Annotated in this window: 20 protein-coding genes and 2 tRNA genes; 14 read left to right on the forward strand and 8 right to left on the reverse strand. The window is 68.7% G+C overall.

Going from position 1 to position 17626, the window contains the following annotated elements; genetic code table 11:
- Positions 1-2: 2 nt before the first annotated feature.
- Together AK36_RS23850 and AK36_RS23855 are read left to right on the forward strand one after the other, a co-directional pair.
- On the forward strand, positions 3-278 hold the full coding sequence (locus tag AK36_RS23850; protein WP_006476519.1) for a hypothetical protein: 276 nt from the start codon (positions 3-5) through the stop codon (positions 276-278).
- Positions 275-760 (forward strand): GNAT family N-acetyltransferase, encoded by a 486-nt coding sequence (locus AK36_RS23855; protein WP_045579329.1) that lies wholly within the window; start codon positions 275-277, stop codon positions 758-760. The genes AK36_RS23850 and AK36_RS23855 overlap by 4 nt, the downstream gene beginning before the upstream one ends.
- Positions 761-889: 129 nt before the next feature.
- Here AK36_RS23855 and AK36_RS23860 read toward each other — a convergent pair whose 3' ends face one another.
- The 5 genes from AK36_RS23860 to pncB all read right to left on the reverse strand — a co-directional run bounded on the left by AK36_RS23860 (position 890) and on the right by pncB (position 6854).
- On the reverse strand, positions 890-2365 hold the full coding sequence (locus AK36_RS23860) for a DNA recombination protein RmuC (protein ID WP_011883921.1): 1476 nt from the start codon (positions 2363-2365) through the stop codon (positions 890-892).
- A complete protein-coding gene (locus AK36_RS23865; protein WP_045579500.1) occupies positions 2362-3351 on the reverse strand; it encodes a 2-hydroxyacid dehydrogenase in 990 nt (329 codons plus the stop codon). The genes AK36_RS23860 and AK36_RS23865 overlap by 4 nt, the downstream gene beginning before the upstream one ends.
- An 80-nt stretch (positions 3352-3431) precedes the next feature.
- A complete protein-coding gene (locus tag AK36_RS23870; RefSeq protein WP_045579330.1) occupies positions 3432-4862 on the reverse strand; it encodes a sodium:proton antiporter in 1431 nt (476 codons plus the stop codon).
- 43 nt (positions 4863-4905) lie between these two features.
- Entirely contained in the window at positions 4906-5568 is a 663-nt protein-coding gene (locus AK36_RS23875; RefSeq protein ID WP_014722705.1) for a LutC/YkgG family protein, read from the reverse strand.
- 86 nt (positions 5569-5654) lie between these two features.
- Complete coding sequence (gene pncB, locus AK36_RS23880; RefSeq protein WP_034194229.1) at positions 5655-6854, reverse strand: nicotinate phosphoribosyltransferase; 1200 nt, start codon at positions 6852-6854, stop codon at positions 5655-5657.
- Between the two features lie 280 nt (positions 6855-7134).
- Between pncB and fdxA the strand changes: the two genes are divergently transcribed.
- The 8 genes from fdxA to AK36_RS23920 all read left to right on the forward strand — a co-directional run bounded on the left by fdxA (position 7135) and on the right by AK36_RS23920 (position 11641).
- Complete coding sequence (gene fdxA / locus AK36_RS23885) at positions 7135-7458, forward strand: ferredoxin FdxA (protein ID WP_009688972.1); 324 nt, start codon at positions 7135-7137, stop codon at positions 7456-7458.
- Positions 7459-7561: 103 nt separating this feature from the next.
- Positions 7562-7637, forward strand: a tRNA-Asn gene (locus AK36_RS23890).
- 74 nt (positions 7638-7711) lie between these two features.
- A tRNA-Asn gene (locus AK36_RS23895) sits at positions 7712-7787 on the forward strand.
- Positions 7788-7894: 107 nt separating this feature from the next.
- Complete coding sequence (locus AK36_RS23900; RefSeq protein WP_011883909.1) at positions 7895-8380, forward strand: CreA family protein; 486 nt, start codon at positions 7895-7897, stop codon at positions 8378-8380.
- Positions 8381-8440: 60 nt separating this feature from the next.
- Positions 8441-9343, forward strand: a complete 903-nt coding sequence (locus tag AK36_RS23905) for an AraC family transcriptional regulator (RefSeq protein ID WP_045579331.1) — start codon at positions 8441-8443, stop codon at positions 9341-9343.
- Between the two features lie 254 nt (positions 9344-9597).
- Positions 9598-10371, forward strand: a complete 774-nt coding sequence (locus AK36_RS23910) for an AzlC family ABC transporter permease (RefSeq protein WP_045579332.1) — start codon at positions 9598-9600, stop codon at positions 10369-10371.
- A complete protein-coding gene (locus tag AK36_RS23915; RefSeq protein ID WP_011883902.1) occupies positions 10368-10706 on the forward strand; it encodes an AzlD domain-containing protein in 339 nt (112 codons plus the stop codon). Before AK36_RS23910 ends, AK36_RS23915 begins: the two co-directional genes overlap by 4 nt.
- 158 nt (positions 10707-10864) lie before the next feature.
- Positions 10865-11641: a DUF4088 family protein gene (locus tag AK36_RS23920; protein WP_011883900.1), complete on the forward strand. Its 777-nt coding sequence runs from the start codon at positions 10865-10867 to the stop codon at positions 11639-11641.
- A gap of 133 nt (positions 11642-11774) precedes the next feature.
- On the opposite strand, the gene AK36_RS23925 is transcribed toward AK36_RS23920, so the two are convergent.
- Positions 11775-12131 (reverse strand): hypothetical protein, encoded by a 357-nt coding sequence (locus AK36_RS23925; RefSeq protein WP_045579333.1) that lies wholly within the window; start codon positions 12129-12131, stop codon positions 11775-11777.
- A gap of 260 nt (positions 12132-12391) precedes the next feature.
- Between AK36_RS23925 and AK36_RS23930 the strand changes: the two genes are divergently transcribed.
- The 3 genes from AK36_RS23930 to fumC all read left to right on the forward strand — a co-directional run bounded on the left by AK36_RS23930 (position 12392) and on the right by fumC (position 15689).
- Complete coding sequence (locus tag AK36_RS23930; RefSeq protein ID WP_006753074.1) at positions 12392-12610, forward strand: RNA-binding S4 domain-containing protein; 219 nt, start codon at positions 12392-12394, stop codon at positions 12608-12610.
- Positions 12611-12738: 128 nt separating this feature from the next.
- Positions 12739-14127 carry a multidrug efflux MATE transporter NorM gene (norM, locus tag AK36_RS23935; RefSeq protein ID WP_011883895.1) on the forward strand — a complete coding sequence of 463 codons (1389 nt, stop codon included), beginning with the start codon at positions 12739-12741 and terminating at the stop codon, positions 14125-14127.
- Positions 14128-14294: 167 nt separating this feature from the next.
- On the forward strand, positions 14295-15689 hold the full coding sequence (gene fumC / locus AK36_RS23940) for a class II fumarate hydratase (RefSeq protein ID WP_014722698.1): 1395 nt from the start codon (positions 14295-14297) through the stop codon (positions 15687-15689).
- Positions 15690-15755: 66 nt separating this feature from the next.
- Here fumC and AK36_RS23945 read toward each other — a convergent pair whose 3' ends face one another.
- Both AK36_RS23945 and AK36_RS34020 read right to left on the reverse strand, forming a co-directional pair.
- A complete protein-coding gene (locus AK36_RS23945; RefSeq protein ID WP_011883890.1) occupies positions 15756-16268 on the reverse strand; it encodes an acyl-CoA thioesterase in 513 nt (170 codons plus the stop codon).
- Between the two features lie 260 nt (positions 16269-16528).
- Positions 16529-16669 (reverse strand): hypothetical protein, encoded by a 141-nt coding sequence (locus AK36_RS34020; protein WP_164715996.1) that lies wholly within the window; start codon positions 16667-16669, stop codon positions 16529-16531.
- Between the two features lie 191 nt (positions 16670-16860).
- Between AK36_RS34020 and AK36_RS23955 the strand changes: the two genes are divergently transcribed.
- On the forward strand, positions 16861-17568 hold the full coding sequence (locus tag AK36_RS23955; RefSeq protein WP_045579334.1) for an ArsR/SmtB family transcription factor: 708 nt from the start codon (positions 16861-16863) through the stop codon (positions 17566-17568).
- The last annotated feature ends 58 nt before the right edge of the window (positions 17569-17626 follow it).

A 17626-nucleotide genomic window follows, 5' to 3' on the forward strand; every position in this document is an offset into this window, starting at 1 on the left:
ACATGAAGAAACAAATCTCGTCGATCGCCGCGGGGCAGACCGCGAAGGCGCTGATCCTCGTCTACCTGACGTTCAGCGTGCCGATCGTGCTGCTCGGCATCCTGGTCGCATACATCCGCTACGGGATGGTCGAGCTCAGCACGATCCTCAGCGCGCTGCTGCTGAACGCGATCCTCGGCTTCGTGCTGCTGTGGATCGCATGCCACGCGTACAACTGGGTCGCGTCGCGTTTCGGCGGCATCGAGATCGTGCTGTCCGACCCGCCGGAGGAAGCGTGAGCGGCGCAGCGGCGATCCGCCCGGCAGAAGCGCGCGATGTCGGCGCGATCGTCGCGCTGATGCGCGAGCTCGCCGAGTTCGAGAAGCTCACGCACCTGTTCGTCGCGACCGAGGCCGATCTGGCCGACGCGCTGTTCGGCGAACGGCCGGCCGCCGAGGCGCTGGTCGCCGAACTGGACGGCGCGATCGTCGCGTATGCGCTGTTCTTCCACAACTATTCGACGTTCGTCGGCCGTCGCGGCCTGTATCTCGAGGATCTGTACGTGCAGCCGGCGCAACGCGGCACGGGGCTCGGCACCGCGCTGTTGCGGCACCTCGCCGCGCTCGCCGTCGAGCGCCGCTGCGCGCGCTTCGAATGGTCGGTACTCGACTGGAACCGCCCCGCGATCGACTTCTACGAGAAGATGGGCGCGACCGTGCTGCCCGACTGGCGCATCGTGCGCATGACCGGCGACGCGCTTCACGCGCTCGCCGCACGCTGAACGCGCAGCGATAGCCGCCACGCAGCCACGCGCGCCATCGCTGCCGCAAAAAGAAGACGGGCGCCACGGCGCCCGTCGTTCGTTTCAGCCCGCTTCAACCCGCTTCAGCCGCGCGCGTGGGGCTTCGCTCTACGCATCGTCGGCATCGGCGCCGTCGGCGGCCTGCGCGCCGAGCAGGCCAGCGGCCGTCTCATCGGGCAACGCCTCGACCTGCTTCAGCTTGCGGCCCATCACGCGCGTGCGCTGCTCGGCCGCCTCGATCGAGCGCGTGACCGTTTCGAGCTGCGCCTTCGTGCGCGCGAGCACATCGCCGAACTTGCCGAACTCGCTCTTCACCGCGCCGAGCACCTGCCACACCTCGCTCGAACGCTGCTCGATCGCGAGCGTGCGGAACCCCATCTGCAGGCTGTTGAGCAGCGCCGTCAACGTCGTCGGCCCGGCCACCGTCACGCGGTAGTCGCGCTGCAGCAGGTCGGTCAGCCCCGGCCGGCGCAGGATCTCCGCATAGAGCCCCTCGGTCGGCAGGAACAGCAGCGCGAAATCGGTGGTGTGCGGCGGTGCGACGTATTTCTCGGCAATCGTGCGCGCTTCCATCCGCACCCGCGCTTCGAGCGCACGCCCCGCTTCTTCGACGGCCGCCGCATCGGCGCGCTCCTGCGCGTCGATCAGCCGCTCGTAGTCCTCGCGCGGGAATTTCGCGTCGATCGGCAGCCATACCGGCGCCGCATCGCGCGTGCCGGCGTCGCGGCCGGGCAGCCGGATCGCGAATTCGACGCGTTCGCTGCTCTTCGGCACGGTCGCGACGTTCTTCGCGTACTGGTCGGGCGTGAGCATCTGCTCGAGCAACGCCTCGAGCTGCACCTCGCCCCACGTGCCGCGCGTCTTCACGTTGGTCAGCACCTTCTTCAGGTCGCCGACGCCGGCCGCCAGCGTCTGCATTTCGCCGAGCCCGCGGTGCACCTGCTCGAGACGGTCCGAGACGAGCTTGAACGATTCGCCGAGCCGCTGTTCGAGCGTCGCATGCAACTTCTCGTCGACGGTGCGGCGCATCTCCTCGAGCTTCGCCGCGTTGTTCGTCTCGATTTCCTTCAGCCGCTGCTCGAGCGTCGCGCGCACTTCGCCGATCCGGCGGTCGTTGGCCTCGGTCAGTTGCGTGAGCTGCCGGTTCAGCGTGTCGCCGAACAGCCGCAGCGCGACCGTCTGCTCCTCGCGCGCCTGCTGCGCCTGGCGCTGCACGCTTTCGCGCATCGCGTCGAACTGCTGCGCGTTGCCGGCGACGAGCTTAGCGAGCTGTTGCGCGAAGCCGTCGATCTGGTTGTTCTGCACGGTCGCGATGCTCGTGAGCTGCGTCGCGAGCGTCTGCTGCAGCTGCGAGAAACTGCCGGCCAGCTCGGTGCGCGAGCCGCGCGCGTTGTCGACGATCTCGCCGCGCAGCTCGCGTTCGAGCCGCTCGATTGCGAGCGCCTGCGCATGCGCGGCGTCCTCGATCTGATCGCCGAGCACGACCGCATCGTCGCGGCCGCCGCCGCGCAGCATCGCGAACACCGCCACCGACAGCGCGACGGCCAGCACGACGATCGCCGCCAACAACAACGTCGTGGTCATGCGCGCGGCTTCCCGATCACGTCAGGGTTGATCGGATTCGGCGGCTGGCCGGCGCGCGGCCCTTCGCCGAGCGCGGCGATCAGGTTGTCGGCGGCGAGGTTCGCCATCGCGCGGCGCGTCTTTTCGGTGGCGCTCGCGATGTGCGGCGTCAGCACGACGTTCGGCACTTCCAGCAACGCCGGGTGCACGCTCGGCTCGCCTTCGAACACGTCGAGGCCGGCCGCGGCGATGGTGCCGTCGCGCAGCGCGACGGCCAGCGCCGCGTCGTCGACGATGCCGCCGCGCGCGATGTTGGTGAGCGTCGCGGTGCGCTTCATCTTCGCCAGCTCGGCCGCGCCGATCGTGTGGTGGTTCTCCTTCGTGTACGGCAGCACCAGCACGACGTGATCGGCGCGCGCCAGCAGCTCGTCCTTCGATACGTACTGCGCGGCGAGCTCCGCCTCGATTTCCGGCGCGACGCGCGAGCGGTTGTGATAGATCACCTGCATCCCGAAGCCGCGCGCGCGGCGCGCGAGCGCCTGGCCGATGCGCCCCATCCCGATCACGCCGAGCGTCGACCCGTAGATGTCGCTGCCGAGAAAGCCGTCGTACGCCCATTTGCGCCAGAGCCCGGCGCGCAGCCAGTGTTCGGATTCGGCGATCCGGCGCGCGGCGGCCATCATCAGCGCCCAGCCGAAATCGGCGGTGGACTCGTTCAGCACGTCCGGCGTGTTGGTGCCGAGCACGTTCGCCGCGTTGAACGCGGCCATGTCGAAGTTGTTGTAGCCGACCGCCATGTTCGACACGACGCGCAGCCGCGGCGCCGCCGCGAGCGCGGCCGCGCCGATCGGGTCGCCGGCCGTCAGCGCGCCGTCCTTGTCGGCGAGCCGGGCGGCGAGCGCATCGGGCGCGAGCGCGTCGCCGTTGTTCCAGTCGACTTCAAAATACTGTTCGAGCCGTTCGATCACGTCCGGAAAAATCGGGCGTGCGACCAGGATCTTCTGCATCGCCATCTCCGCATGCCGCGGCCGGCACGCGGCGCGTCGCGCGCCGCCGTGCCGTGCACGCTGGGTTGAAATTTGCCCGCCTACGCCGTGAAGAAGATCCACGACGTCAGCAGGAACACGGGCACCAGTACCGCGAACGCCCAGCCGAGATACGCGAAGAAGCTCGGCATCCTCACGCCGCGCGACTCCGCGATCGCCTTCACCATGAAGTTCGGCGCATTGCCGATGTAGCTGTTCGCGCCCATGAACACCGCGCCCGCCGAAATCGCGGCGAGCGTCGTCGCGCCGGTCGTCATCAGCGCCTGCGCGTCGCCGCCGGCGAGGTTGAAGAACACGAGGTAGGTCGGCGCGTTGTCGAGGAACGACGACAGCAAGCCCGTTGCCCAGAAGTACATCACGTCGATCGGCTTGCCGTCGGCGCCCGTGACGAGATGGACGATCTGCGCGAACGCGCCGTCGGCGCCGGCGCGCAGGATCACGATCACCGGCGCGATCGTTACGAAGATCCCCGCGAACAGCTTCGCGACTTCCTCGATCGGCGCCCAGTTGAACGCATTGCCCTCGCGTGCCGAGCGCGGCGTCAGCGCGAGCGACGCGAGCGCCACGACGATCAGCGCGACGTCGCGCACGAGGTTCTGCAGCGCGACGTGCGTGCCCCACACGTCGAACGCGACGTCGGGCTTCCAGATGCCGCTCATCAGCACGAGGCCGATCACCGCCGCGAGCAGCACGAAGTTGATCTTGCCGTCGATCGACAGCGCGACGTCGTCGGGCGTCGGATCGAGCGCGGCCGGCCGCTCTTCGCAGCCCTTCCGGTAGAAGTACGTGTCGAGCACGAAGAACAGCGTCAGCAGCAGCGCGCAGATGAACAGCATCGGCAGCGCCAGATGGGTGGTCGTCCAGAAGAAGCTCACGCCGTTCAGAAAGCCGAGGAACAGCGGCGGATCGCCGAGCGGCGACAGCGAGCCGCCCGCATTCGCGACCAGGAAGATGAAGAAGATCACGACGTGCACGACGTGCTTGCGGTTGTCGTTCGCGCGCAGCAGCGGGCGGATCAGCAGCATCGCCGCGCCGGTCGTGCCCATCACGCTCGCGAGCAGCGTGCCGAGCGCGAGGATCGCGGTGTTCAGCTTCGGCGTGCCGTGCAGGTTGCCGTTCACGCAGATGCCGCCGGCCACCGTGTACAGCGCGGTCAGCAGCACGATGAACGGGATGTACTCCTCGAGCAGCGCGTGCACGAGCGTACCGAACGCGGTGCCGGCGCCGAACACAACGGCGAACGGCGCCAGGAACGCAACCGCCCACGCGGCGGCGATCTTGCCGAAATGGTGATGCCAGAACACGGGCGCGATCAGCGGGAACACCGCGATCGACAGCAGAATCCCGGCGAACGGGATGCCCCACAGCGCGGACAGCGTGGCACCGTCGAGCGTGGCGGCCGATGCGAGCGCCGGAACCGCGCCAAGCGCGGCGCCCGACGCCATGCCCGCCCAGGCGGCATGTCGTTTCATGCAGAACGTCCTTCTACGAGTGAGGTGAGATGCGGCCGGCGCGTCATGCGCCGCGCACGATGATCGCGTGCACGCGGTACGGGCCGTGTGCGCCGAGCACGATGGTCTGCTCGATGTCGCCGGTGCGCGACGGCCCCGAGATGAAGTTGACCGCGCGAGGCAACTCGCCGCGCTCCGCACGGATCAGCGCGAACGCATCTTCGTGACCGGCGACGATGCGCGAAGCCGGCACGATCGCGATGTGCGTCTCCGGCAGCAGGCCGGCCGATGCATAGGTGTCGGGGCCGGACAGCAGCACCAGCGAGCCCGTTTCGGCGGTCGCGCAGAAGCAGCCGGTCAGGCCGACCAGATCGCCGTCGCGCGGCTTGCGGCATTCGACCGACAGGCCGGCGCCGGCCCAGTCGAGTTCGGCGAGCGTGCGCCAGGCGACGGCCTGCAGCGGCAGCCCGTGCGCGCCGAGATAGCGTGCGGCGGCGGCCGGTGCGTCGGCGAGCGTCGCGACTTCGTCGACGGTGGTGGACAGGCGCGCCGCTTCGGCGACGAACGCGGCGACGAGGTCGGCCGGCGGCGCCGGGCGCGGGCCTTCGGGATGACGGGCGAGATAGTCGGCGACGCCGTCGCGCTCCGCTGCATCGGGTTCGGGCGCGCGTCCTTGCGCCGCGCGGATGCGTGCGAGGATCTGGCGACGGGCAGCGGAAGTGTCCATGAACGGTCCTCGTGACGTTGGCGTGCGATACCGTCGGATTATACCGGCCGCCCCCGCCGCGCCGCACGTCGCCGTGCGGCGAACGCCTACTGCGAAGCGTCGTCGCCGACCGGCTGCGCGATCCCGAATACCTGACGCAGGTACGCGAGATACGCCTTGTCGTCGCACATGCTCTTGCCCGGCGAATCGGACAGCTTGGCGACCGGCTGGCCGTTGCAGCGGACCATCTTGATCACGATCTGCAGCGGCACGTAGCCGAGATCGTTCGTCAGGTTGGTGCCGACGCCGAACGCGAGCTTGCAGCGGCCGCGGAACCGTTCGTACAGCTGCATGACCTTCGGGATGTCGAGCGCGTCCGAGAACACGAGCACCTTGGTGCGCGGGTCGCAGCGGTTCGCCTCGTAGTGGCGCAGCATGCGCTCGCCCCAGTCGAACGGATCGCCCGAATCGTGGCGCGCGCCGTCGAACAGCTTGCAGAAGTACATGTCGAAGTCGTTCAGGAACGCGTCCATCCCGTAGACGTCCGACAGCGCGATCCCGAGGTCGCCGCGATACTCCTTCGCCCACATCTCGAAACCGTAGGTCTGCGAATCGCGCAGCCGCGGCCCGAGCGCCTGACACGCCTGCAGGTATTCGTGCGCCATCGTGCCGAGCGGCGTGAGGTCGTGCTTCATCGCGTAGAACACGTTGCTCGTGCCGGCGAATTGCGGGCCGAGCCCGTCGCGCAGCGTCAGCGCGACTTCCTCGTGCCACACCTTCGAGAAGCGGCGGCGCGTGCCGTAGTCGGCGATCTTGCAGTCGGCGAACTCGGGCTTCGCGCCGAGCAGCTTGATCTTGTCGCGCAGCCGCTCGCGGCCTTCGCGGTAGTCGGGCTCGCGCTGCGTGTTGCGGAAATAGACTTCGTTGACGATCGCGAGCACCGGGATCTCGAACAGGATCGTATGCAGCCACGGCCCTTCGATCACGATGTCGATCTCGCCGTTGCCCTTCGGCGAAGGCGTGATCGAAATGTACTTTTCGTTGAGGTGGAACAGCGCGAGGAAATCGACGAAGTCGCTCTTGATGAAGCGCATGCGCCGCAGGTAGTCGAGCTCGACGTCGGTGAAGCGCAGCGCGCAGAGGCCGCGCACCTCGTCGCGGATCTCGTCGATGTACGGCACGAGATCGACGCCGCGCGTGCGACACCGGAAGCGGTACTCGACCGTTGCGGCAGGAAAGTGATGCAGGACGACCTGCATCATCGTGAACTTGTAGAGATCCGTGTCGAGCAGCGAAGTAATGATCATGTTTGCGGCACCGCCAATATCGTGACAAGGCCCCGGCGCACGGCGCGCCGCCCGGTCTGCCGGCCATGTTACCCGAATGCGGGACGGACCATCGTGAAGCCGTCCGGCGCGCGCGTGCGGCGGCGCCGTCGCCGCGCAGGTCCGCCATCGCCCCATAAACTAATCACGAAACGATATAAGCCGGAAAGTCGAGCACGCGATGCGGGTTTTGCGCTTCAGTTACAATGCCGCTTTTGGCGCAAACGCCACCCCATATATACCGCCAAGCAGGAGCGTTTTAATGACTCACGTTGTGACCGAAGGCTGCATCAAGTGCAAATACACGGATTGCGTGGATGTATGCCCGGTGGATTGCTTCCGTGAAGGTCCCAACTTTCTCGCCATCGATCCGGACGAGTGCATCGACTGCGCAGTGTGCGTCGCCGAATGCCCGACCAACGCGATCTATGCCGAAGAAGACGTTCCGGGCGACCAGCAGCAGTTCACCGCGCTGAACGCCGAACTGGCGAAGAACTGGCCGTCGATCACCAAGACCAAACCGGCACCGGCCGACGCGGACGAGTGGAAGGACGTGCAGGACAAGCTGCACCTGCTCGAGCGCTGATCCAGCAGCGGCGCCGCAAAAAATTTTGCATGTCGCCGCCCAAAGGTATTGACAGGTCAGAAGCCACTCCATAAAATCTCGTTTCTCTGCTGTTGATGTTTGTTCCCCGATAGCTCAGTCGGTAGAGCGCCGGACTGTTAATCCGTAGGTCCCTGGTTCGAGCCCAGGTCGGGGAGCCAAAAAGCAAAGGCCCGTTGAAAGTGGACGGGTTTTTTGTTGGTCACCGAACACACATGCAGATGTACCGATTTATTCCCCGATAGCTCAGTCGGTAGAGCGCCGGACTGTTAATCCGTAGGTCCCTGGTTCGAGCCCAGGTCGGGGAGCCAGACAATGAAAGGCCCGTCATTCGACGGGCCTTTTGTCTTTCCGGCGCCCGTTCGCCGCGGCGGCGCATGCTAGAGTCTCTGTCTCCCATTTGCATCCGGCCACGTCGATGAAGCATCGCCTCCTTTACGCCGCTCGTTCCGCCCTGCTGCTATCCGCCGTTGCCGCCGCGCCGCTCGCGCACGCGGAGGAAGTCGGCAGCGTCAACACCCACTTTCGCGTGACGGGCTCCGATCGCGTGGTCGTCGAAGCGTACGACGATCCGCTCGTGACCGGCGTCACCTGCTACGTGTCGCGCGCGCGCACCGGCGGGATCAAGGGCACGCTGGGCGTCGCCGAAGATCCGACCGAAGCGTCGATCGCGTGCCGGCAAGTCGGGCCGCTCAGCTTCAAGGAACCGCTCAAGCAGCAGACCGACGTGTTCAGCGAGCGCATGTCGTTCATCTTCAAGACGCTGCACGTCGTGCGCGTCGTCGATACGAAGCGCAACACGCTCGTCTACCTGACCTACAGCGATCGCGTCGTCAGCGGCAGCCCGAAGAACGCCGTCACCGCGGTGCCGATGCCGGCCGGCACGACGATTCCGGTCAAGTAGGCGCACGCGGGCCGCGCGCACGAACGATACACTGTCGGATCGACCGCTTCGCGCCCCACCATGCCCGCTGCCCGCCTTCCCGATTCCGCCCGCTACTGGCGCACGCCGCTGCTGCCGGACGCGGACCTGCTCACGGCCACCTATCGCAACCACACGTTCGCGCCGCACTGGCACGACGCGTACACGATTCCCGTGATCCTGGAAGGCGCCGAGCGCTACATGTGCCGCGGCAGCGGCCATGTCGCCGAAACCGGCACGGTGCCGGTGATCAATCCCGGCGAAGTCCACACGGGCTCGCGCGCGACCGACGAAGGGTGGTGCTATCGCGTCAGCTACGTGCCGGTTGCTTACCTGCGCACGCTGGCCAGCACGATCGTCGGCCGGCCGCAGGACGCGCCGTGGTTCCCGAACGGCGTGATCCGCGACACCGATCTCGCGGCACGACTCGCGCGCGCGCACCGAATGATGGAGGCCGGGAGCGAGTGCGTGGCGGGTGAACGCGTGGATTCGGCGGATGCCCTGCATTCCGCGCACGCCGGCGCGCTCCCGGTCTACGATCCGCTCGCCGCCGAAACGGCGCTGCTCGATGCGCTGTCGACGCTGATCGCGCGTCATGCCGACGTGCGGCTGCAACCGCACGCGCTCGCGGCCGACGAGCCGCGCGTCGACGCCATGCGCGAACGGCTCGCCGCCGATCTCACGTGCAGCGTCACGCTCGACGACGTCGCGCAGGCCGTCGGCCTGTCGCCGTTTCACGCGGCGCGCTTGTTCACGCGCACGATCGGGATGCCGCCGCACGCATGGCGCAACCAGTTGCGGCTGCAGCGCGCGCTTGCGCCGTTGCGCGCGGGCGCATCGGTCGCCGACGTCGCCGCGGCCACCGGCTTCGTCGATCAAAGCCACTTCACACGGCACTTCAAGCGGATGTTCGGCGTCCCGCCGGGGCGCTGGCAGGCGCGCTGAGGCATACGCCTCGTTCGCCTACGGCGCCGGTTTCGCCTCGGATTCCGGTTTCGCTTCCAGTTCCAGTTCAGGTTCGCTTCGGCGTCCACCACTACCGCCGACTGCGCCTCCACCGCAACCGAACCAAGCACAACCAAACCCCCATCCTACTCGGCACGCGTCTTGCGCCGCCCACCGGCGCCCGCGCCAGCGCCCCGCGCCGCCGCAAGAACGTACAAGCCGCGACACGCCTCGCCCCGCTATCCTCCGTCGTCATGGAGACGCGCACTTTGAACCCGACACCCACTTCCTCCGCACCGCCGCGCCGTGCGTTGACCGAATCGCTCGACGGCGCGCGCGACACGATCCCGATGATGATCGGCGCCGCCCCGTTCGGCGTGATCTTCGGCACGCTGGTCGCCGGCGGCCCGCTCGCCGCGTGGCACGGCGCGCTGATGTCGCTCACGGTGTTCGCGGGCTCCGCGCAATTCATCGCGCTCGGCCTGATCGCCGGCAGCGCGAGCTTCGTCGTCGTGCTCGCGACCACGCTGATCGTGAACCTGCGCCACCTGCTGTACAGCGCGACGCTCGCGCCCTATGTCGCCCACCTGCCGCTGCGCTGGCGCGCGACGCTCGGCGCGCTGATGACCGACGAAGTGTTCGCGGTCGCGTACGCCCACTACCGGCACTTCAAGCCCGGCACGATCGGCCCCCACTACTTCTTCGGCTCGGGCCTCGCGATGTACCTGAACTGGCAGGTCTGGACGCTCGCGGGCATCGGCTTCGGCGCGGCGTTCCCCGGCCTGCAGTCGCTCGGCCTCGACTTCGCGATGGCGGCCACCTTCATCTCGATCGTCGTCCCGCAGCTGCGCACGCTGCGCTACTTCGCGGCCGCCGCGACGGCCGGCACGCTCGCGTACTTCTGGCAGGGCTGGCCGTACAAGCTCGGGCTGCTGGGCGCGGTTGCCGCCGGCGTCGCGGTCGGCGTCGCGCTCACGCTCGCGCGCGAGCGCGCGCGGCCCGATTCGCGCACGGAGGCCGCATCGTGAGCTACGCGCTGCTGATCCTCGGCATGGCCGCCATCACCTATGCGATCCGCACGACGCTGTTCCTGTTCGGCGAGCGGCTGACCTTCCCGCCGCTGGTGCGGACCGCGCTCGGCTTCGTCCCCGTCACCGTGCTGACCGCGATCATCGTGCCGATGACCGTCGCCCCGCACGGCGGCACGGCCGAGCTCACCTGGCGCAACCCGCAGCTCGTCGGCGCGCTCGCGGCCGTGCTCGTGTCCGCGACGACCCGCCGGCCGCTCGTGACGATCGCGGTCGGGCTCGCGGTGTTCTTCTTCTGGCAAGGGGTCGTAATCCCCCACTGGCTGCCGGCCTGACGAGCGTCGCCGGCGGTGCTCAAGTTTTCGTCGTACGGGCCGATATAGCGGATGAAGACCCGCCATCGGCCTCGGCGTGAACCGGTCCGCCGACGCCGCACCCGTACCGGCGGACAGTGGCGGCCACCGGTCCGCACGGGCCGCCATCGAGACCATTCATGGGCCAGATCACTCTTTCCCTCAAGGACGACACGCTTGCGTCCCTGCGCAAGGACTACGACGCATTCGTGCGCGTGTCGCTGAAACTCGACCCGCAATTCGCGACGCCGTCGTTCGAGGACTTCCTGCGCGCCAAGCTGCTCGACAACATGGTGCCGCTGACCGAGCACGCGGTGCAGCGGATGCTCGAAGGCGGTCAGTACGCGTGGGCGAAACGCACGCTCGACAAGGAATTCCCGGACGTCGTCGCGATCCTGATGCGGCAGGCCGGCGAGTTCGGCTTCGGCTTCGCGTCGCGCGCCGAATGGACGCCCGACGAACTCGCGAAGGCGTGCCGCGACTGGGCCAAGGCGATCGTCGCCGAGGCGCAGGGCGATGCGTCGCTGGTCGATCCGATGGCCGCGCAGATCAAGAGCGCGGTGCAGGACATCCAGGCGCTCGAGGAAATGATGCAGACGCCCGCGTGGCGACTCGCCGAATCGCTGCGGCAGCGCATCTACGAGGCCAAGCTCGCGTGCGAGATGAGCGTCGGCAGCGCGGCGCGCGACAAGCTCGGCGAACTGCGCGGGCTGCTGCGGCTCGCGCTGTCGCACGGATCGTTCCAGAAACAGGAAGCGCAGCAGCTGATGGAATATCTGCGGCTCCTGAAGCCGGAGATCTTCGTCGAAGAGCCGTACGACGTGTTCGCGCGGCTCGCCGCGTGGCTGCGCAGCGTCTTCGCGCCGGTCGCCGCGCGCCCGGCACCGGGGCCGGGGCCGGAACAGCGGCGGCCCTGAGCGCCGGTCTGCCCGAATGAAGCGCGGCCCGGCTCGCATCAAGCAAACCGGGCCGCGCGAGTGTCGCCGCCACGTCGTCACATCGTCACGCCGCGCCGTCCGGGGCGAGCGGCGAGCGGCGGCCCGACACCGCTTACTGCGTCCCGCCGGCAGCCGAAGCGCCGCCTTCCACGGCTTCGTCGCCGACCTTCGACTTGGTCGTGCCGGCACGATGCTTGGCCGACTTCGTCGTGTGCTTCATGTGCTTCTTGGTCGAATGGACCGACGAAGCCGCCGTATCGGTCGCGCCGTCGCCGACCGCGTTGCCCGACGCGTTCGCGCCGGCACCGCCCTGCATGCCCGCACCGGCGCCCTCGCCCGCGCCCGGCGCCTGGGTCTGCACGCCGGCACCGGCCGTGCCCTGCGCGGCCGTGCCCGTCTGGGCAAACGCGGCCGAAGTGGCAAACACCGTCAGCGCGGCACCGATCAGCATCGTATGAATCTTGGACATGACTATCCTCCTCGAGAAGTTGCGGGCGCGGAACGCATCGATGCGCTCCGTCGCGTGACCTGCCGCAACACGCAGCAGGCACGATGAAAGACCCGCGCCCGGCGGCACCGGTTCTCGAATCTCTCAGACTGTTACCCACCGTTTCATTTGCTGACGTCTCGCTCACAGACGCTAACAACAGGCCGGCGCACTCGCGCGGCCCGCGTTGCTGCCGTATGATGCGGGGCGATTCCTCCCGCGCAGCCCGCGCCACCTTCGTCATGCCCAATCTGGATTTCACGCTGACCGGCGAATACGTCGAGTTGCACAACCTGCTCAAGATCACCGGTCTCGCGGACAGCGGCGGAACGGCGAAGATGTTCGTCGCGTCCGGCGCGGTGAAGGTCGACGGCGTGGTCGAACTGCGCAAGACCTGCAAGATTCGCGCGGGCCAGGTCGTGCTGTTCGGCGACACGCGCATCGCGGTCCACGACGCGTAGCGGTGCCCCTGAGCCCGACATGGCCATCGGCGCGCGCGTTCGACACCATTCGAAGAAAGCCGTAAGCTAGGCGTCTCTCAAAATAAATACGGACAGCGCCGGCCTGTCGCCGCGCGAGCGCCCATCCCATGTCGCATTCCGGTCTCACGCGGACGGCCGCCGCGCCGCCGTCGCTCTCCCGCCATGCCGTCGATACCGCGCGCCTCGCCGCACCGCTGGCGATCGCGCAGCTCTCGCAGATGGCGATGAGCGTCACCGACACCGTGCTGCTCGGCTCGCTCGGCCCCGATTCGCTGGCGGCCGGCGGCCTCGGCGCGAATTTCTTCTTCGTCATCGTGACCGTGCTGCAGGGCGTGCTGTCGTCCGTCAGCGTGAGCGTCGCGCATGCGCGCGGCGCGCAGGCCGAACATCGCGTGCCGCACATCTACTGGACCGGCTTCGTGCTGTCGGTGCTGCTCGCGATTCCGGCGGTCGTCGCGCTGTCGCTGTCGGAACCGCTCCTGCTGATGTTCCACGAGCCGCCGACGCTCGCGCAGCACGTCGGCGAATACACCGGCATCCTGCGCTTCGCGGCGCTCGGCAGCCTGATCGGCGTCGGGCTGATGCGGGCCTTCCTGCCGGCGATCGGCGCCGCGCGGCGGCTGCTGTGGGTGTCGATCGGCGGCATCGGCGTCAATGCCGTGCTGAACTACGGCCTGATCCACGGCGCATACGGCCTGCCGAGGCTCGGCTTCCTCGGCTCCGCGGTCGCGACCACCATCACGATCTGGCTCACCGCGTTCGCGCTGATCTGGCTGCTGCACGGCCGCGCGCGGTTCCGCCACTTCGTGAGCGCCGCGCGCCCGAAGCTGCCGATGATGGGCGAGCTGATCGGCATCGGCTGGCCGGTCGCGATCACGTACGGCGTCGAATCGACGCTCTTTCTCGCGACCGGGCTGACCGTCGGCGTGCTCGGCGCGACGGCGCTTGCGGCGCACCAGATCGCGCTGAACGTCGCGTCGGTGGCGTTCATGGTGCCGCTCGCGATCGGCCAGGCGGCCAACGTGCGGGTCGGCTACTGGATCGGCGCCGGCGACCCGGTCGCCGCGCGGCATGCGGGCTTCGTCGCGCTCGGCCTCGGCGTCGCGTTCATGTCGCTGTCGGGGCTCGTGCTGATCCTCGCGCCGCACGCGATCGTCGGCCTGTATCTGCACCTCGACGACCCGGCCAACGCGGCGACCGTGTCGCTCGCCGCGTCGCTGCTCGGCATCGCCGCGGTGTTCCAGATCGTCGACGGGATGCAGACGGTGGGCTCCGGCGCGCTGCGCGGGCTGCGCGATACGCGCATCCCGATGCTCGCGGCGACCTTCGGCTACTGGGGCATCGGCTTTCCGACCGGGTACTGGCTCGCCTTTCACGCGGGGCTCGGCGCACGCGGCCTGTGGTGGGGCCTCGCGGCCGGCCTCGCGAGCGTCGCCGTGCTGATGGCGTGGCGCTTCCATCTGAAGACGTCGTCGCTGATCGCCGCGCCGCGCTGAAGCGCGACACGACGCGAAATCGCGGCCGGCGCTATGCTTGTCCGCTGGCGCATCCGCGACGCCGCGCCGGCGGCGCGGCTGCCCGATGCCATGCCGCATCACGCCACACCACGCCATGCCCGACGCCGCGCGACGCGCGGCCCTTCCCTTTCCGACAGGAGTGCATCATGAACGAAGCAGTTCGGATGGAACGCGACACGTTCGGCGAGATCGCCGTGCCCGCCGACCGGCTCTGGGGCGCGCAGACCGAGCGCTCGCTGCAGAATTTCCGGATCTCGACGGAGAAGCAGTCGCCCGAGCTGATCCACGCGCTCGCGATCGTGAAGCGCGCCGCGGCCGCCGTGAACCAGGCGCTCGGCGTCCTCGCCGACGACAAGGCGCGCGCGATCATCGATGCGGCCGACGAGATCATCGCGGGCAAGCATCCGCGTGAATTCCCGCTCGCCGTGTGGCAGACGGGCTCCGGCACGCAGACCAACATGAACCTGAACGAAGTGATCGCGAACCGCGCGAGCGAGCTGCTCGGCGGCGAGCGCGGCGAAGCGCGCAAGGTTCATCCGAACGACGACGTGAACCGCGGCCAGTCGTCGAACGACGTGTTCCCGACCGCGATGCACGTCGCGGCCGCCTACGCGATCGTCAACCACCTGCTGCCCGCGCTGCGCACGCTGCGCACGACGCTCGACGCAAAGTCGAAGGCGTTCGCCGATATCGTGAAGATCGGCCGCACGCACCTGCAGGACGCGACGCCGCTCACGCTCGGCCAGGAGTTCTCCGGTTATGTCGCGCAACTCGATCAGGGCATCCGGCACGTCGAATCGGCGCTGCCGCACCTGTACGAGCTCGCGCTCGGCGGCACCGCGGTCGGCACCGGGCTGAACGCGCATCCGGAATTCGCGGTGCGCGTGGCCGACGAGATCGGGCGCCTGACCAAGCTGCCGTTCGTCACCGCGCCGAGCAAGTTCGAGGTGATGGCGGCCGCCGACGCGCTGGTGTTCGCACACGGCGCGCTCAAGACGGTCGCGGCCGGGCTGATGAAGATCGCGAACGACGTGCGCTGGCTCGCGAGCGGGCCGCGCTGCGGGCTCGGCGAGCTGTCGATTCCGGAAAACGAGCCGGGCAGCTCGATCATGCCGGGCAAGGTGAACCCGACGCAGTCGGAAGCCGTGACGATGCTGTGCTGCCAGGTGTTCGGCAACGACGTCGCGGTAAACGTCGGCGGCGCGAGCGGCAACTTCGAGCTGAACGTGTTCCGGCCGATGATCGCGCACAACGTGCTGCAGTCGGTGCGCCTGCTCGCCGACGGCGCGCAGAGCTTCAACGACCACTGCGCGGTCGGCATCGAGCCGAACCGGGCGCGCATCGACCTGCTGTTGAACGAATCGCTGATGCTCGTGACCGCGCTCAATCCGCACATCGGCTACGACAAGTCCGCGCAGATCGCGAAGAAGGCGCACAAGGAAGGCACGACGCTGAAGGCGGCCGCGCTCGCGCTCGGCTACCTCACCGAAGCGGAATTCGACGAATGGGTGCGGCCCGAGCAGATGATCGGTTCGCGCTGATCGCGGGTTTCGCGCGATGTGGCGACGGGCGCGGCGGGCGCGGCGCGACGGCTGCGCCCGCAGCCGTCAGACCGTGCCGTTCGCCACTTCCTCGGGCTTCATCTCGATGATCTTGTCGAGCGCGGCGCGCACGTCGCTCGCATACTTCGCGAGCACCTTCTGCTCGGCGGTCTCGGGGACGAACGGCGGCACCGGCACCGGGTTGCCGTTTTCGTCGACGGCGACGAACACGACGAGGCAGTCCGTCGTCTGACGCAGCACGCCGCCCTTCGGATCGCCGGCGTGCACGGACACGTGAATGTGCATGCTGGTGCGGCCCGTCGCGACGACGCGCGCCTTCAGCTCGACCAGATTGCCGACCAGAATCGGCCGCTGGAACCGGATGTTGCCGACGCTCACCGTCACGCAATAGCGGCTCGACCACACGGCCGCGCACGCATACGCGACCTCGTCGATCCACTTCATCAGCGCGCCGCCGTGCACCTTGCCGCCGAAGTTCACGGACGACGGCTCGGCCAGGAAGCGGAACACGGTTTCGGTGCGGTCGAGGGCGGCGGGTACGGGGGAAGATTGCGACATCGTGGGGGCTCCAGGCTACGGGGTGCTGCGGTCGGCGCATTATACGTTGCACTGCGGCAATGCGTCGCGGGCGGGCTGGGGGCGTCGGCATCGTGGCAGTGTGCGCTGTGCAGGTGCGCATCGGGTGCGCATCAGGGGACACGTTGGGTCTCACATCAGCCCCTCGCATCTGGCCTCGTGTCGGGCTTCCCATCAAACCTCCCACCCAGCCGCGCACCGGCCCGAAAGCGGCTTCGCGAGCGGCATCGACAGCCTCCGCATCAGTGGCGCAGCGTGACTCCCTGATCGATCGTCCCGTACATCTCGATGCTGCCGCCCCGCCCGCCTGCGGCATCGCTGCCGCCCTGCGCACAGGCGGCGCAGAGGAGCGCGGCCGCCACCAGGCAAAAAATCGTCTTCATCGTCAGATCGCATCCCATGCGGCGGCCCACTGCCGCCGCGTGCGGCCATTCTACGCGGGCGCGGCCGGCGGCCGCCGCGGTACACGGCGGTACGTCAGCCGTCGCATCCGACATTTCAGCCGAGCCCGAAACATCGAATCGATGCTGCCACTACACTGCAGTGACTCCACCCGCTCCGACGAGGCACGACGATGACCGATCAGGACGATCACCACTTTCCCGGCCTGAGCCGGATCGGCGCATTGCTCGCCGATCCCGGGCGCGCGGCGATGCTGTGGGTGCTGATGGACGGCAGCGCGCGGCCGGCCGGCGAATTGACGATGATCGCGGGGCTGTCGCCGTCCGCGGCAAGCGCGCATCTGGCGCGCCTGACCGACAGCGGGCTGCTCGCGCTCGACGTCCGCGGCCGACATCGTTATTACCGGCTCGCGTCGTCCGACGTCGCGGCGTCGCTCGAGGCGCTCGCGAACGTGGCGCGCGCCGCCGCGCCGAACCGTCCGGTGCCGCCGCCGTCGCGTACGGTGCCGGCCGAGCTGCGCTACGCGCGCACCTGCTATGACCACATGGCCGGCGAGCTCGCGGTCCGCATCTTCGACGGCCTGACTGCCCGCGGCTGGCTGCACGCGACCGGCGACGCGATCGAGACCACCGACGTCGGCGCCCACGCGCTCGCGCGCTGGGGCATCGACGTTGCGCAGCAGCGCGCGCGCCGGCGCCGCTTCGCCTGCGGCTGCCTCGACTGGAGCGAGCGCCGCGCGCATCTCGGCGGCGCGCTCGGCGCGGCACTGCTCGACAGCTTCTGCGCACACGGCTGGATCGAGCGCACCGCGCGGCCGCGCGTGCTGCGCGTCACCGTGTCCGGCCAGCGCGTTTTCGACGACTGGCTTACGTCCGCTTGACGCGCACATTGCGCGCAGACGACAACCGCGGCCGCTGGACAGGTTTTGTTACATCGGA

The sequence above is a fragment of the Burkholderia vietnamiensis LMG 10929 genome (assembly GCF_000959445.1).
Lineage (GTDB): Bacteria > Pseudomonadota > Gammaproteobacteria > Burkholderiales > Burkholderiaceae > Burkholderia > Burkholderia vietnamiensis.